This is a genomic window from Streptomyces argenteolus (assembly GCF_042902585.1).
Taxonomy (GTDB): Bacteria; Actinomycetota; Actinomycetes; order Streptomycetales; family Streptomycetaceae; genus Streptomyces; species Streptomyces argenteolus.
The window spans coordinates 261,539-276,381 of the sequence record NZ_JBIBEG010000002.1 but is presented as its reverse complement, the minus strand read 5'-3'; the positions used below and the strand labels follow the sequence as shown (position 1 = coordinate 276,381).

The following is a 14,843-nucleotide window of genomic DNA, read 5'->3' as shown; positions in this document are numbered from 1 at the left end:
ATGACACAGCGCCCGGCCCCCTACGTCCTGGACCCCGCCGCCCGCGACGCGGACGCCGAACACGAACTCCTGCGCGCCCGGGGGTCCGCCACCCGGATCGACATCCTCGGGGTGGAGGCCTGGTCCGTGACCGACCCGGTCCTGCTCAAGGCGTTACTGACCAGCCCACACGTGTCCAAGGACGCGCGCCGGCACTGGCCCGGCTTCGACGACGCAGTGCGGACCTGGCCGCTGGCCCTGTGGGTGGCGGCCACGAACATGTTCACCGCGTACGGCGGCGACCATCGCCGTCTGCGCCGCATCGTCGCCCCGGCCTTCAGCGCACGGCGCGTCGCCGCGCTGAGACCGACGGTCGAGGGCATCGTGGAGCGGCTCCTCGACGGGATGGAGGCCGCCGCCCCGGGCGACGTCACCGACGTACGGGAGCTGTTCGCCTATCCGCTGCCCATCGCGGTCATCGGCACACTGCTGGGTGTGCCCGACGGCCGGGCCGGCGAGTTCCGCGGCCTCGTCAACGACGTGTTCGCCACCACCCTGACCCCCGAGGAGGCCGCGGCCAACACGGAGCAGCTGTACGCGATGCTCGACGCCCTCGTCGCCGCCAAACGGGCCGATCCGGGTGAGGACATGGCGTCCGTGCTGATCGCGCTGGGCGAGGAGGGCGCCGACGGCCGGACGCTGACCGAGGAGGAGCTGCGCGACACCCTGCTCCTGATGATCAACGCCGGTTACGAGACCACCGTCAACCTCATCGACCAGGCCGTCACGACCCTGCTCACCCGCCCGGGACAGCTCGCCCATGTCCGGGAGGGCCGCGCGTCGTGGGCGGACGTCGTGGAGGAGACACTGCGCCACTCGCCACCCGTCAAGCACCTGCCCCTGCGGTACGCCGTCACCGACATCCCGTTGCCGGACGGGCGGACCATCGCCGAGGGGGAGGCGATCCTCGCCTCCTACGCGGCGGCCAACCGTCATCCCGGCTGGCACGACGATCCGGACGTCTTCGACGTCACCAGGATCACCAAGGAACACCTCGCCTTCGGGCACGGCATCCACTTCTGCCTGGGCGCGGCGCTGGCCCGGATGGAGGCGGAGATCGCGCTGGGCGCGTTCTTCGGGCGCTTCCCCGACGCGGAACTCGCGCCTGAGGGCGGGGACATGCGGCCGGTGCCCTCACTGATCAGCAACGGCCACCGGTCGCTACCCGTCCGGCTGCGTCCGCGCCGGGACCGGACCGGCGCGGGTGAGCCCGCTCAGCCGAGGCCCGCGAAGAACTCCTGAACGTCCGCGACGAGCAGGCCGGGCTGCTCCAGGGAGAGGAAGTTGCCACCGCGGTCGAACTCGGTCCAGCGCACCACGTGGTGGTCACGCTCGGCGAAGCGGCGGATCGCGACGTCGGACGGCAGGGCGACGGCCACCGCGGTGGGCACGGTGCCTCGTTCCTTCGGTGCCCAGGCGCTCGGGTCGTGGGCCATCTCGTAGTAGAGGTGGGCGGATGACCCGGCGGTGGCGGTGAACCAGTACACGCTGACGTTGGTGAGCAGGGTGTCGCGGTCCACCGCGTCCTCGGGGAGTTCCTTCGCCGGGTCGGTCCACTCCTTGAACTTCTCCACGATCCAGGCCAGTTGTCCCACCGGGGAGTCGTTCAGCCCGTAGGCCAGCGTCTCGGGGCGGGTCGACTGGATGGCGTTGAAGCCCATCTTGTCGTCGCGGAAGTGCTGGAGCCGCTCCAGGCGGGTCTGCTCGCTCCCGGTGAGCCCGGCGAAGTCCGCGGGGTCGTCGGACGGGAAGGTGACCAGGCCGTTGACGTGGACGCCGATGACCCGATCGGGGGCGATCCGGCCCATCTCGCCCGCGATCCAGGCCCCGCCGCCGTTGCCCTGGACACCGTAACGGCCGTAGCCGAGGCGGGACATGAGCTCGGTGAAGGCGCCGGCGATGCGGCCGGTGTTCCAGCCCGTGGAGGTGAGCGGACCGGAGAATCCGACGCCCGGCGTGGACGTGACCACGACGTGGAAGTCCCGCGAGAGCGGCGTGACGACGTCGACGAACTGGACGAACGAGCCGGGCCAGTCGTGGATCAGCAGCAGGGGCGTGGCGTCCGGGTCGGCCGAGCGGACGTGTGCGAAGTGGATGTCCTGCCCGTCGATCACCGTCAGGTACTGCGGCAGCGCGTTCAGCCGCTTCTCGGCCCCGCGCCAGTCGAAGCCGTCCGCCCAGTAGGCGGCGAGGTCCTGGAGATAGCCGGAGGGAACTCCGCGCGACCAGTCCTCCACGCCCTGCACACCGGTGCTCCAGCGGGTCCGGGCGAGACGGTCCCTCAGATCGTCGAGATCGGCCTGCGGGATGTCGACCAGGAAGGGACGGACGGAGGCGTCTGCGGGGGCTGCGGTCTTGCTGCTGTTCTCCATGGATGAAATCGTAGGACGCGTATAGGCACGCTTCATTCCTATTGCGACGGCGGGTCACGATCGATGCTGGAAACGTCCGCACGGCTGCTGCGGCTCCTGTCCCTGCTCCAGTCACCCCGCGCATGGCCGGGGTCCGAGCTGGCCGAGCGGCTGGGTGTGAGCGGCAGGACCGTGCGCAACGACATCGAGCGGCTCCGCACCCTCGGGTATCCGGTGGACGCCACCCGGGGGTCCACCGGCGGCTACCGGCTCGCGGCCGGCAGCGCGATGCCCCCGCTGCTCCTGGACGACGAGGAGGCGGTCGCGGTCACGGTAGCTCTGCGCGGGGTCGCGCAGAGCGCGCTGGCCGGGATGGAGGAGACCTCGCTCAGCGCCCTGGCCAAGCTGGAACAGGTCCTGCCGGCCCGCCTGCGCCGCCGGGTGCGGACCCTCCAGCGGTACGCCGTGACCGTGCCCGCCGACCGGCCCGCGCCCGGCGCCGACACCGATCTGCTCATGACCCTGACGGCCGCCTGCCGGGATCACGAGCGTCTGCGGATGGAGTACCGCGACCACTCCGGGGCCTCGGCACGCCGCCTGGTCGAGCCCCAGCGTGTCGTGAACTGGGGCCGCCGCTGGTACCTCGTGGCCTGGGACGTGGACCGCGAGGACTGGCGCACCTTCCGCGTGGACCGGCTCACGCCCCGCCTGCCGGCCGGCCCTCGCTTCGCCCCGCGGGAGGACCCCGGAGGGGACGCCGCCGCCTACGTCGCAGGAAGGGCGTCGGCCGCCGCCTGGCGCCACCGCGCCCGGGCGACGGTCCATGCCCCCGCGGCGGAGGTCCTGGAGCGGATCAACCCCGCCGTCGGGTCGGTGGAGGCCGTCGACGAGGGGACCTGCGTCCTGCACACCGGGGCCGATTCCCTGGACTCCCTCGCCGTCCACCTGGGCATGCTGGGCCTCGACTTCACCGTGACCGAGCCGCCCGAGCTGGTGGCCCACCTGAGGGAGCTCGCCGCGCGTTACGCCCGTTCGACGGAGGGGAGCAGCCCGGCCGCGTCCAGCAGGTAGTCGGTCATGGGGTCGTAGAACCGGGGGTCGGCGACATGGTCGTCCAGCGGCACGGTGACCTGGAGAGTGCCCTCGGCCTCGCCCAGGAACAGCGCCGGGTCGTTGCAGTCCGCGTAGCCGATCGAGTCGATGCCCCGCTGCCCCGCACAGCCGGCCCAGCCGTGGTCGGCGACGACCAGGTCGGGCCGCGGGCGGCCCTCACGCTCCAGGCCGTCCAGGACGGCGGCCATCGGCACCGGGGAGTGGGTGTGCCACAGGGTGGCTCCGCGCTCCAGCACGGCGACTCCGGCGAACTGGAAGACCATGCCCTCGTCCGCCATCAGGCCGCCGGGGATCCGTACGATCTCGCACCCCGCGGCCCGCAGGGCGTCCGCGGTCTGCCGGTGCACGTCCAGCAGCCCGCCCGGGTGCCCGGTCGCGAACAGCACCCGCTCCCGGTCCGCCGCGGCCTTCCGCAGCCGGGCCGCCATGCGGTCGAGGGCGTCGACCGTCAGCTCCGGGTCGATGGTGTCCTGCCCCTGCCGGTGTTCCGGGTCGTCGCTGACACCGCACCGCTCGGCCATCACGGCCAGCACGTCCTGCTCGTCGCTCCACCGGTCACCGAGCTCCAGGCCGAGCCAGAAATGACGGTTGCCGTTCGCGAGCTGGCGGTAGTGGGAGAGGTTGTTGTCACGGGGAGTGGCGACATCGCCCGCGATGCGCGTGCGGACGAGGTGCTCGACGAGGGCGGCGCGGCTGGGTATCGGCATGCACCCATTGTGCCGTCGGGGACGCACTGTGTGCCCGGTGTCTCGTACGGCGAACACCGCGTCACCGCGCCACCGGCTCCGCCCCTCCCCCGGCCACCCGCGCGAGTGCGGCACGCGCCCCGGGGCGGGGTTCCGCGGCCGGCGCTCCGCTGCGGCCCGCCAGCCGGCAGCCGAGGCAGCCGGGGTGACCCCGGCGGGCACCGGCGTCCCGGGTCCGCAGACCCTGGCGGCCCGCCGGGCGCGGTCCGGTGGCCTTCCCCCATCCCGCCAGATGCAGGATCCAGCAGGTCAGGGCGGCGAGCACCACGATCGCCGCGCCGAGCCACAGGAGGGCGGCGGAGGCGGTGACGACCGCCGCGCCGAGCACCGCGCTGCCCAGGGTGCCGATGGCCGTACCGGTCCATCCGGCCACGGTGTGGCCCAGGTCGTGATCACCGTGCACGCTCACGTCAGCTCCTCGGGGTGTGATAGTTCAGCGACCGGGCCCGCACCCGGCCGCCAATAGCTTACGAACTAAGTAACTTAGAGACTAAGGGGATTTCCCGTGGACGGCAAGAAGCGTCCGGAGGCGACCGCCGACCAGGCGCTGCAGGCGATGGACCGGATGATCGCGCTCGCGCAGTTCGGGCAGCACGACATCGCCGGGCGGCTCGGCCTGAACACCACCGACCTGACCTGCCTCGGCTTCGTGATGGAGGCCTCCATGGCGGGAGGCGCGCTGACCGCGGGCGACCTCGCCGAGCGGGCACGGCTGACCACCGGCGCGGTGACCGGAGTGCTCAACCGGCTGGAGAAGGCCGGCTACGCCCGGCGCCGGGCCGTCGAGGGCGACAGGCGCCGGGTGCACGTGGTGATGGAGGAATCGGCGCAGGCCCGCATCCTCGCGGTGTACGGCCCGTTCTACGCCCGCCTGGGCACCCTCTTCGCCGACTACGGGCCGGAGGAGATCGCCGTCCTGACGGACTGGTTCACCCGCGCCCGGGCCGCCATGCAGGAGTCGCTCGAAGAGATCAGGAGCGGCGGGGCCTGAGCGGGCCCGGCCGGCCCCGCCGACGGGGAACGCCCGGCCCGAGGCGCTAGGACGCCGCCGCGGCGAACGCCCCCCGCGCCAGCCGGTGGAGCAGCGCGGCCGTGGCGGCGCGGTCCGGCAGGGCCTCCGGGCGGGTCAGGTGGGGGGTGGAGTTCAGCAGGCCGAACACCGCGTGGACGGTGACCCGGGCCTCGCTCTCCGCGAGGGACGGATAGAGGGCGCGGACGACCTCGACCCAGACCTCGACGTACTGCCGCTGGAGCTGGCGCACGCGCTTGCGGTCGGTCTCACGCAGCCGGTCCAGCTCGCGGTCGTGGAGGGTGATCAGGGGGCGGTCGTCCAGGGCGAAGTCGATGTGCCCCTCGATGAGGGCGTCGAGCAGCGCTTCGGGGGAGCCGCCGCGGGCGGCGTCGTCCTCGGTGACGCGCAGCCTGCCGCCGGCGAGCAGCCGCTCGCTGATGCCGACGAGCAGCTCGGCGAGCATCGCGTCCTTGCCGGGGAAGTGGCGGTACAGACCGGGGCCACTGATGCCGACCGCCGCCCCTATCTCGTCGACCCCCACACCGTGGAAGCCGCGCTCGGCGAAGAGGCGGGCAGCCTCTCTCAGGATCTGCTCGCGGCGGGTGGGGGCCGCGACACGGGCGGCGGCATGGGTGCTCATGGGGATTCATTCTAGACAGGCGGGTTAGCGGTCGTTAACCTGAGCGCCGTACGTTAACGCTCGTTAAGGCCGACGGCACACGCGGAGCGGTCGGCCGGCACTCATCCCACCACCGCGGTACGGGCAAGGGGGCTCGACAGGATGCAGCAGGCACCGGTCCTGGTGAGCGCGGCCGATCCCGCCTCGGAGGCCTGGCAGGCCAACGAGGCGGCGCATCACGCGCTCGCCGACGAGCTGCGCACGCGGCTCGCCACGGCACGGCTCGGCGGGGGTGAGAAGGCCCGCGCCCGGCATGTGGCGCGCGGGAAGCTGCTGCCCCGCGAGCGCGTGGACGCCCTGCTCGATCCGGGCTCGCCCTTCCTGGAGCTCGCACCGCTCGCGGCCGAGGGGCTGTACGGGGGCGCGGCGCCGGCTGCCGGGGTGATCGCCGGAATCGGGCGGGTCAGCGGCCGGGAGTGCGTGATCGTCGCCAACGACGCCACCGTCAAGGGCGGCACGTACTACCCGATGACGGTGAAGAAGCACCTGCGGGCCCAGGAGGTGGCCCTGGAGAACCGGCTGCCGTGCCTGTACCTGGTGGACTCGGGGGGCGCGTTCCTCCCGATGCAGGACGAGGTGTTCCCCGACCGGGAGCACTTCGGGCGGATCTTCTACAACCAGGCCCGGATGTCCGGCGCGGGCATTCCGCAGATCGCCGCGGTCCTCGGCTCCTGCACGGCGGGCGGCGCGTACGTCCCGGCCATGAGCGACGAGGCCGTCATCGTCCGGAACCAGGGCACGATCTTCCTGGGCGGCCCGCCTCTGGTGAAGGCCGCCACCGGTGAGGTCGTGACGGCCGAGGAACTGGGCGGGGGCGAGGTCCACTCCCGCACGTCCGGGGTCACCGACCACCTCGCCGAGGACGACGCGCACGCGCTGCGGATCGTGCGGAACATCGTCGCCACGCTCCCGGAGCGCGGCCCGCTCCCCTGGGCCGTGGAGCCCGCCGAGGAGCCGAAGGCGGACCCCGCCGGTCTGTACGGCGCGGTGCCCGTCGACTCGCGTACGCCCTACGACGTGCGGGAGGTCATCGCCCGTGTGGTCGACGGTTCGCGCTTCCAGGAGTTCAAGGCGGAGTACGGCCAGACGCTGATCACCGGCTTCGCGCGGATCCACGGCCACCCCGTGGGCATCGTCGCCAACAACGGCATCCTGTTCTCGGAGTCCGCCCAGAAGGGCGCGCACTTCATCGAGCTGTGCGACCAGCGCGGCATCCCGCTGGTGTTCCTCCAGAACATCTCCGGCTTCATGGTCGGCCGGGACTACGAGGCCGGGGGCATCGCCAAGCACGGCGCCAAGATGGTGACCGCCGTGGCCTGCACGCGGGTCCCGAAGCTGACGGTCGTGGTCGGCGGGTCGTACGGCGCGGGGAACTACTCCATGTGCGGCCGGGCCTATTCGCCGCGCTTCCTGTGGATGTGGCCGAACGCCAAGATCTCGGTCATGGGCGGCGAGCAGGCCGCCTCCGTGCTGGCCACCGTCAAGCGCGACCAGATCGAGGGGCGCGGCGAGGAGTGGCCCACCGAGGAGGAGGAGGCCTTCAAGGATCCGGTCCGCGCCCAGTACGAGCAGCAGGGCAACGCCTACTACGCCACCGCGCGGCTCTGGGACGACGGCGTGATCGACCCGCTGGAGACCCGGCAGGTGCTGGGGCTCGCCCTGACCGCGTGTGCCAACGCCCCGCTGGGCGAGCCCAGCTTCGGCGTCTTCCGGATGTGAGGACCTCCATGTTCAGCACTGTTCTGGTCGCCAACCGCGGCGAGATCGCCGTCCGGGTCATCCGGACCCTGCGCGAGCTCGGCGTGCGGTCGGTCGCCGTCTTCAGCGACGCCGACGCGGACGCCCGGCACGTCCGGGAGGCGGATACGGCGGTGCGGATCGGGCCCGCGCCCGCCGCCGAGAGCTATCTGTCGGTGGAGCGGCTGCTGGACGCCGCCCGCCGCACGGGCGCCGAGGCCGTCCACCCGGGGTACGGCTTCCTGGCCGAGAACGCGGGCTTCGCCCAGGCGTGCGCGGAAGCCGGGCTGGTCTTCATCGGCCCCCCGGCCCCGGCGATCTCGCTGATGGGCGACAAGATCCGCGCGAAGGAGACCGTCGCCGCGGCCGGGGTGCCGGTCGTGCCCGGTTCCTCGGGGAGCGGGCTCACCGACGCGCTCCTGGAGGCGGCGGCCCGGGAGATCGGCATGCCGGTGCTGCTGAAGCCGTCGGCTGGCGGTGGCGGCAAGGGCATGCGGCTCGTGCGCGAGGAGGCGCTGCTGGCCGACGAGATCGCGGCGGCCCGGCGCGAGGCGCGCGCCTCGTTCGGCGACGACACGCTGCTGGTCGAGCGGTGGATCGACCGGCCGCGTCACATCGAGATCCAGGTGCTGGCCGACGCGCACGGCGGGGTCGTGCACCTCGGCGAGCGCGAGTGCTCGCTCCAGCGCCGCCACCAGAAGATCATCGAGGAGGCGCCCTCGGTCCTGCTCGACGAGGAGACCCGGGCCGCGATGGGCGAGGCGGCCGTGCAGGCGGCCCGGTCCTGCGGGTACGTCGGCGCCGGGACGGTCGAGTTCATCGTCCCGGGCAGCGACCCCTCCTCGTACTACTTCATGGAGATGAACACCCGGCTCCAGGTGGAGCACCCCGTCACCGAGCTGGTCACCGGGCTCGACCTGGTGGAGTGGCAGCTGCGGGTGGCCTCCGGCGACCGACTGCCGTACGCACAGGCCGACATCACCCTCACCGGGCACGCCGTCGAGGCGCGGGTCTGCGCGGAGGATCCGGCGCGCGGCTTCCTGCCGTCCGGCGGTACCGTGCTGGCGCTCCACGAGCCGCAGGGCGGCGGGGTGCGGACGGACTCGGGCCTGAGCAAGGGCGTGCCGGTCGGCAGCACGTACGACCCGATGCTCTCGAAGGTCATCGCCTACGGCCCCGACCGGGCCACGGCACTGCGCCGGCTGCGGGCGGCGCTCGCGGACACGGTGGTGCTGGGCGTCCCGACGAACGCGGGCTTCCTCCGGCGGCTGCTGGCCCACCCCGCGGTGGCCGCGGGCGAGCTGGACACCGGGCTCGTGGAGCGGGACGCGGACAGCCTGGTCCCGGACGGGGTGCCCCAGGAGGTGTACGCCGCCGCGGCGCTGCTGCGGCAGCCGGCCCCGCGGCCTTCCGCCACCGGCTGGGTGGACCCGTTCTCGGTACCGAGCGGCTGGCGGCTGGGCGGAACGCCTGCCGAAACCTTCCATCACTTCCGCGTGCCGGGCCACGACCCGGTGCGCGTGGGGCTGCGGACGGGCGCGGGCGGCACGGCCGCCCTGACCTTCGGCCACGCCGGGGACCGCGAGGAGCCGGCCGACGCGTGCGGCCCGCTGCCCTCGCCGCCCGGCGCGGAGAGCGCGAGGCTCGTCGAGGTGTCCGGGCAGCGCGTCGTCGTCGAACTCGACGGCCTGACCCACACGTTCAGCAGCGCCTCCTCCCCGGAGGGGGTGTGGCTCGGCAGGGACGGGGACAGCTGGCACGTCCAGGACCACGACCCGGTGGAGGCCTCGCTCAGCGGTGCGGCCCGCTCGGGCGTGGACACGCTCGCCGCGCCCATGCCCGGGACCGTCACGGTGGTGAAGGTGGCGGTCGGGGACGAGGTCGCGGCGGGGCAGAGCCTGCTGGTCGTCGAGGCGATGAAGATGGAGCACGTCATCTCCGCCCCGCACGCGGGGACCGTCACCGGGCTGGACGTCACCGCCGGCGCCACGGTCGCCATGGACCAGATCCTGGCCGTGGTCACCCCCGAGGAGGAGTCATGAGCGGCACCGGACTGCCGATGAGGGTGCCCGCGCCGGGCCTGCCCGGCCGGGTGCGGATCCACGAGGTCGGCGCGCGCGACGGCCTGCAGAACGAGAAGTCCGTCGTGCCCACCGAGGTGAAGGCGGAGTTCGTCCGCCGGCTCGCCGGGGCCGGGCTCTCCACGATCGAGGCGACCAGCTTCGTGCATCCGAAGTGGGTGCCCCAACTGGCCGACGCGGAGCAGCTGTTCCCGATGGTCTCCGACCTCGCGGAGACGGGGGACGTGGCCCTGCCCGTCCTCGTGCCGAACGAGCGCGGTCTGGACCGGGCGCTCGCGCTCGGCGCCCGCCGGATCGCCGTGTTCGGTTCGGCGACCGAGACGTTCGCCGCCCGCAACCTCAACCGCACGGTCGACGAGTCGCTCGCGATGTTCGAGCCGGTCGTGGCCAGGGCCAAGGCGGCCGGGGTGCACGTGCGGGGCTATCTGTCGATGTGCTTCGGCGATCCGTGGGAGGGCGCCGTGCCCGTCGCCCAGGTCGTCCGGGTCGCGAAGGCCCTGAGGGACCTCGGCTGCGACGAGCTCTCGCTCGGCGACACGATCGGGGTGGCCACCCCCGGCCATGTGCGGGCCCTGCTCTCCGGACTGAACGAGGCGGGCGTGCCCACCGGCACCGTCGGGGTGCACTTCCACGACACCTACGGCCAGGCGCTCTCCAACACCCTGGCCGCGCTCCAGCACGGAGTGACGACGGTGGACGCCTCGGCGGGCGGCCTCGGGGGCTGCCCGTACGCGAAGAGCGCGACCGGAAATCTCGCCACCGAGGATCTCGTGTGGATGCTCGACGGCCTCGGTGTCGACACCGGGGTCGATCTCGGCGCACTCACCGCCACGAGCGTGTGGATGGCCGAACAACTGGGCCGCCCGAGCCCGTCCCGTACCGTCCGCGCGCTGTCCCACGAGGAGTGAAGCACCCATGTCCCTTGACCACCGGCTGACCGCCGAGCACGAGGAACTGCGGCGTACCGTCGAGGAGTTCGCCCACGACGTGATCGCCCCGAAGATCGGCGACTTCTACGAGCGCCATGAGTTCCCGTACGAGATCGTGCGGGAGATGGGGCGGATGGGCCTGTTCGGCCTGCCCTTCCCGGAGGAGTACGGCGGGATGGGCGGCGACTACCTCGCCCTCGGGATCGCCCTGGAGGAGCTGGCCCGCGTCGACTCCTCCGTGGCCATCACCCTGGAGGCCGGCGTCTCGCTCGGTGCCATGCCCGTCTTCCGCTTCGGGACCGAGGAGCAGAAGCGGCGGTGGCTGCCCCGCCTCTGCTCGGGCGAGGCGCTCGGCGCGTTCGGGCTGACGGAGCCGGACGGCGGCTCGGACGCGGGCGGCACACGGACGACGGCGGTGCTGGACGAGGCCACGGACGAGTGGGTGATCAACGGTTCCAAGTGCTTCATCACCAACTCCGGTACGGACATCACGGAGCTGGTCACGGTCACGGCCGTCACCGGCCGCAAGGACAACGGCGCGCCCCGCATCTCCGCGATCATCGTCCCGTCCGGTACCCCCGGCTTCACCGTGGCCGCCCCGTACTCCAAGGTCGGGTGGAACGCCTCCGACACCCGGGAGCTGTCCTTCTCCGACGTCCGCGTCCCGGCGGCGAACCTGCTGGGCGAGGAGGGGCGCGGATACGCGCAGTTCCTGCGGATCCTGGACGAGGGAAGGATCGCGATCTCGGCCCTGTCGACGGGCCTGGCGCAGGGCTGTGTGGACGAGTCGCTGAAGTACGCGAAGGAGCGGCACGCCTTCGGGAAGCCGATCGGCGCCAACCAGGCCATCCAGTTCAAGATCGCCGACATGGAGATGCGGGCGCACATGGCCCGGATCGGCTGGCGCGACGCGGCTTCCCGGCTGGTGGCGGGCGAGCCCTTCAAGAAGGAGGCGGCCATCGCGAAGCTGTACTCCTCGACGGTGGCGGTGGACAACGCCCGCGAGGCGACGCAGATCCACGGCGGCTACGGCTTCATGAACGAGTATCCGGTGGCCAGGATGTGGCGCGACTCCAAGATCCTGGAGATCGGCGAGGGCACGAGCGAGGTGCAGCGGATGCTGATCGCCAGGGAACTGGGCATGGACGCCTGACGGAGGGGCCGCTCGGCCGGCACAGTCGACGCGGACGCAGGTCGACCGGCCCCGGAGGCCCGCCGAGCCGCCCCGGCCGCCACCGCGGCGGGGCGGACGGGCATTTCGCAGCGGACTCCCCGTGGATGTGGACGGCCCGATGCCGGCCTTCGCCCCGCAGCGGTTCGGTGCCTCGACCCGGCGGAGACGATCGACCCCGCCCTGGCGACCACTGCCGCGGTCGGTGCGGACCACCGGGCAGGAGCCCTGTCGTGGCTCCGGGACGACGCGGGCCGGTTCGCGGACGTCGACGTCCTCGAAGAGCGGGACCGGTTGGGTCGGTGAACACCCCGTCGGCACGTCCGCCGTCCGGCGCCTTCTCCGGCGGCAGGCGGGGGGCTCTGGCCCCGGGGCGTCCCCCGGGGCCGCCTCGTGGCGCTCTGTCCGCCCGGGAAGTCCGGGTTCGAGCCGGCCCTGCGGGCGGACGGGGCCATGACCCGTTCTTCTCCGTGCCCGGCCGGACTTGTGGACGCGTCCCCGCCCTCGAAGGTGCAGGGAGGGGGATCGGGAGCGGGGCCGCAAGTTGGTCAGCATCGGCCGTCACCGCGGCCCGTCGCCCCTGGGCGTCCTCATCGCGCCGCCCGCTCGACGGAACGGGCCCTGCGCGGCAGGCAGGCGGGCGGGTGAGGGCGTCGGCTCGCGATCGCCGCGGTGCGCCACCGGTATCAGCATGCCGCGCCGTCAGCCGCTCGCGGCCGAGCGGGCACCTCACGAGTCCTCGTCCGCCGGGCGGGGAGGCTCTTCCGTGCGGGGGTAACGGAACAGCCGCTTCCCCTTGCCCCCCTCGCCCGCCGTATGTGAGGTTAGGCTAGCCTTCCCTCGAATCGTCAGCGGGCGCCCTGCGGCGCGTACGAAAGCAGATCCACTCATGGCCAACCTCCGGACCAGCCCACTCTCCCGCCGCGGCCTGCTGGCCGCCGGTGGCGCCGTAGGCCTCGGCGCCGTCCTCGCAGCCTGCGGTGACGGCGACGAGAAGACCTCCGACTCGGGCAAGGCCGCGGAGAAATCCGGTCCCTGGTCCTTCAAGGACGACCGCGGCCAGACGGCCGAGGCCCGGTCCGTGCCGAAGAACATCGTCGCGTTCATCGGCGTCGCCGCCGCGCTCCACGACTACGGCATCGAGGTCAAGGGCGTCTTCGGCCCGACGAAGACCGCCGACGGCAAGCCCGATGTGCAGGCCGGTGACCTGGACATCAGCAAGGTCGAGGTACTCGGCAACGTCTGGGGCGAGTTCAACGTGGAGAAGTACACCGGCCTCGCGCCGGAGCTCCTCGTCACCGCCATGTGGGAGAAGGACGCCCTCTGGTACGTGCCGGACCAGTCCAAGGACAAGATCCTGAAGCTGGCGCCGAGCGTCGCCCTGTGGGCCGCGCAGACCACGGTCCCCAAGGCGATCCAGCGTCACGAGGACCTCGCCGCCTCCCTCGGCGCCGACGTCAAGGCGAAGAAGGTCACCGACGCCAAGGCAGCCTTCGAGAAGGCCGCGGCCCGGCTGCGCGCCGCCGCCAAGTCGCAGCCGAACATCAAGGTGCTCGTGGGCTCGGCCAGCCAGGACCTGTTCTACGTCTCGCTCGCCAAGACGTCCGCCGACACCCTGTACTTCCAGGAGCTCGGCGTGCAGTTCGTCGAGCCGAAGGTCAACGAGGCCGGCTTCTTCGAGGAGCTGAGCTGGGAGAACGTCGACAAGTACGACGCCGACATCATCATGATGGACAACCGCTCCTCGGCCCTTCAGCCGGACGCCCTGACCTCCAAGCCGACCTGGGCCCAGCTGCCCGCCGTGAAGGCCGGCCAGGTCATCCCGCGCACGACGGAGCCCATCTACTCCTACGACAAGTGCGCGCCGATCCTCGACGCCCTCGCCGAGGCCATCGAGAAGGCCAAGAAGGTCAGCTGACCCCGAGGCCCGGCCGGGAGTCGCTCCCGGCCGGGCCTGCGCCCTCCACGGTTCCTGGGAGGAGCCCTCGCATGACGACCGCTTCCGCACCCGCCGTCACCCCCTTCCGGTTCTTCGGCCTGACGGTCCTGCGGGTCCGCCGGCTCGGCCCCTCCATCCAGCGGGTCACCTTCGGGGGCCCCGGACTCGACGGCTTCGCCTCGGGGGGCCGGGACCAGAGCCTCACCCTGTTTCTGCCGCAGCCGGGCGAGCGGGAGCCCTTCGTCCCGGTGGACGAGGACGGCAACTGGTTCGACGCCTGGCGCGCCACACCCGAGGACGTACGGGCCGTCATGCGCGCGTACACGGTGCGCTCCCAGCGCCGCGCCGATGACGGCACGACCGAGATCGACGTCGACTTCGCCCTGCACGGCGACGGCGGGCCCGCGTGCCGCTGGGCGGCGGACGCCGCCCCCGGGCAGCTCCTGAAGGCCCTCGGTCCGGGCGTCGAGGACAACGCGTCCGTCCGTTTCCGGCCTCCGCAGGACACCGCGTGGGTGCTGATCTGGGCCGACGACACCGCCCTGCCCGCCGCCTCCGCCGCACTGGAGTGGCTCCCGGCCGGAACCAGGGCGCTCGTCTGGCTGGACGTCCCGCACGCGGGCGACCGCATGGACCTCCGCACCGAGGCCGACGCCCGCGTCACCTGGCTGGTGCGGGAGGAGGGCGCCCCCTCGGGCCTGGACGCCGTGCGCGCCGCCGAACTGCCCGACGGCATCCCCTACGCCTGGATCGCCGGGGAGTCCTCCCAGGTCCGGGCGCTGCGCCGGCACCTCGTCCAGGAGCGGGGGCTCGACCGTAAGCGCGTCACCTTCGTCGGCTACTGGCGGCGGGGGATGAGTGAGGACCAGCTGAGGCAGGAGGCCACGGCGGCGTCCGCGTAGCCCGTCCGCGTTTCTTGTGGGGTTCCTGTGACGGACCCTCCGGAGGGCAAGGGGTGACGATTTAGTTAGGTTAGGCTTACCTAACTGAATGGTCGCGCCCTTCGTCCCCCCTTCCCCCCACCCGGAGGGCCGCGACGACGTCCC

At 72.7% G+C, this 14,843-nt stretch carries 13 protein-coding genes; 9 read left to right on the top strand and 4 right to left on the bottom strand.

Features of this window, described 5'->3' with window-relative positions; genetic code table 11:
* Positions 1-1,281: a cytochrome P450 family protein gene (locus tag ACFY8O_RS07900; RefSeq protein WP_387899951.1), complete on the top strand. Its 1,281-nt coding sequence runs from the start codon at positions 1-3 to the stop codon at positions 1,279-1,281.
* Here ACFY8O_RS07900 and ACFY8O_RS07895 read toward each other — a convergent pair.
* Positions 1,254-2,411, bottom strand: coding sequence for an epoxide hydrolase family protein (locus ACFY8O_RS07895; protein WP_387899949.1), 1,158 nt, complete (start codon positions 2,409-2,411; stop codon positions 1,254-1,256). The two genes, ACFY8O_RS07900 and ACFY8O_RS07895, sit on opposite strands and share 28 nt — an antisense overlap.
* 63 nt (positions 2,412-2,474) lie before the next feature.
* On the opposite strand from ACFY8O_RS07895, the gene ACFY8O_RS07890 reads away from it, so the two are divergent.
* Positions 2,475-3,461, top strand: coding sequence for a helix-turn-helix transcriptional regulator (locus ACFY8O_RS07890; protein ID WP_387899947.1), 987 nt, complete (start codon positions 2,475-2,477; stop codon positions 3,459-3,461).
* On the opposite strand, the gene ACFY8O_RS07885 is transcribed toward ACFY8O_RS07890, so the two are convergent.
* Positions 3,413-4,210, bottom strand: coding sequence for a phosphatase (locus ACFY8O_RS07885; RefSeq protein ID WP_387899945.1), 798 nt, complete (start codon positions 4,208-4,210; stop codon positions 3,413-3,415). The two genes, ACFY8O_RS07890 and ACFY8O_RS07885, sit on opposite strands and share 49 nt — an antisense overlap.
* A gap of 61 nt (positions 4,211-4,271) precedes the next feature.
* Positions 4,272-4,658 (bottom strand): HGxxPAAW family protein, encoded by a 387-nt coding sequence (locus ACFY8O_RS07880; RefSeq protein ID WP_387899943.1) that lies wholly within the window; start codon positions 4,656-4,658, stop codon positions 4,272-4,274.
* A 96-nt stretch (positions 4,659-4,754) separates the two neighbouring features.
* On the opposite strand from ACFY8O_RS07880, the gene ACFY8O_RS07875 reads away from it, so the two are divergent.
* Positions 4,755-5,240 (top strand): MarR family winged helix-turn-helix transcriptional regulator, encoded by a 486-nt coding sequence (locus ACFY8O_RS07875; RefSeq protein ID WP_208765912.1) that lies wholly within the window; start codon positions 4,755-4,757, stop codon positions 5,238-5,240.
* Positions 5,241-5,286: 46 nt separating this feature from the next.
* On the opposite strand, the gene ACFY8O_RS07870 is transcribed toward ACFY8O_RS07875, so the two are convergent.
* Positions 5,287-5,901 (bottom strand): SACE_7040 family transcriptional regulator, encoded by a 615-nt coding sequence (locus ACFY8O_RS07870; RefSeq protein WP_145801390.1) that lies wholly within the window; start codon positions 5,899-5,901, stop codon positions 5,287-5,289.
* A 141-nt stretch (positions 5,902-6,042) separates the two neighbouring features.
* Between ACFY8O_RS07870 and ACFY8O_RS07865 the strand changes: the two genes are divergently transcribed.
* The 6 genes from ACFY8O_RS07865 (at position 6,043) to ACFY8O_RS07840 (ending at position 14,699) form a co-directional block, all read left to right on the top strand.
* Positions 6,043-7,659 carry a carboxyl transferase domain-containing protein gene (locus ACFY8O_RS07865; protein WP_145801389.1) on the top strand — a complete coding sequence of 539 codons (1,617 nt, stop codon included), beginning with the start codon at positions 6,043-6,045 and terminating at the stop codon, positions 7,657-7,659.
* A gap of 8 nt (positions 7,660-7,667) precedes the next feature.
* Positions 7,668-9,719, top strand: a complete 2,052-nt coding sequence (locus ACFY8O_RS07860) for an ATP-binding protein (protein ID WP_387899940.1) — start codon at positions 7,668-7,670, stop codon at positions 9,717-9,719.
* On the top strand, positions 9,716-10,666 hold the full coding sequence (locus ACFY8O_RS07855) for a hydroxymethylglutaryl-CoA lyase (protein ID WP_387899938.1): 951 nt from the start codon (positions 9,716-9,718) through the stop codon (positions 10,664-10,666). The genes ACFY8O_RS07860 and ACFY8O_RS07855 overlap by 4 nt, the downstream gene beginning before the upstream one ends.
* A 7-nt stretch (positions 10,667-10,673) precedes the next feature.
* Positions 10,674-11,840 carry an acyl-CoA dehydrogenase family protein gene (locus ACFY8O_RS07850; RefSeq protein WP_145801385.1) on the top strand — a complete coding sequence of 389 codons (1,167 nt, stop codon included), beginning with the start codon at positions 10,674-10,676 and terminating at the stop codon, positions 11,838-11,840.
* A 907-nt stretch (positions 11,841-12,747) separates the two neighbouring features.
* Entirely contained in the window at positions 12,748-13,776 is a 1,029-nt protein-coding gene (locus ACFY8O_RS07845; protein WP_145801384.1) for an ABC transporter substrate-binding protein, read from the top strand.
* A 71-nt stretch (positions 13,777-13,847) separates the two neighbouring features.
* Positions 13,848-14,699 (top strand): siderophore-interacting protein, encoded by an 852-nt coding sequence (locus ACFY8O_RS07840; RefSeq protein WP_387899936.1) that lies wholly within the window; start codon positions 13,848-13,850, stop codon positions 14,697-14,699.
* The last annotated feature ends 144 nt before the right edge of the window (positions 14,700-14,843 follow it).

Bases quoted from the DNA above. Each gene is read 5' to 3' on its own strand.
- ACFY8O_RS07885 (WP_387899945.1), bottom strand. From the start codon at position 4,210: ATGCCGATACCCAGCCGCGCCGCCCTCGTCGAGCACCTCGTCCGCACG.
- ACFY8O_RS07855 (WP_387899938.1), top strand. From the start codon at position 9,716: ATGAGCGGCACCGGACTGCCGATGAGGGTGCCCGCGCCGGGCCTGCCC.
- ACFY8O_RS07865 (WP_145801389.1), top strand. From the start codon at position 6,043: ATGCAGCAGGCACCGGTCCTGGTGAGCGCGGCCGATCCCGCCTCGGAG.
- ACFY8O_RS07860 (WP_387899940.1), top strand. From the start codon at position 7,668: ATGTTCAGCACTGTTCTGGTCGCCAACCGCGGCGAGATCGCCGTCCGG.
- ACFY8O_RS07890 (WP_387899947.1), top strand. From the start codon at position 2,475: ATGCTGGAAACGTCCGCACGGCTGCTGCGGCTCCTGTCCCTGCTCCAG.
- ACFY8O_RS07845 (WP_145801384.1), top strand. From the start codon at position 12,748: ATGGCCAACCTCCGGACCAGCCCACTCTCCCGCCGCGGCCTGCTGGCC.
- ACFY8O_RS07895 (WP_387899949.1), bottom strand. From the start codon at position 2,411: ATGGAGAACAGCAGCAAGACCGCAGCCCCCGCAGACGCCTCCGTCCGT.
- ACFY8O_RS07840 (WP_387899936.1), top strand. From the start codon at position 13,848: ATGACGACCGCTTCCGCACCCGCCGTCACCCCCTTCCGGTTCTTCGGC.
- ACFY8O_RS07850 (WP_145801385.1), top strand. From the start codon at position 10,674: ATGTCCCTTGACCACCGGCTGACCGCCGAGCACGAGGAACTGCGGCGT.
- ACFY8O_RS07870 (WP_145801390.1), bottom strand. From the start codon at position 5,901: ATGAGCACCCATGCCGCCGCCCGTGTCGCGGCCCCCACCCGCCGCGAG.
- ACFY8O_RS07900 (WP_387899951.1), top strand. From the start codon at position 1: ATGACACAGCGCCCGGCCCCCTACGTCCTGGACCCCGCCGCCCGCGAC.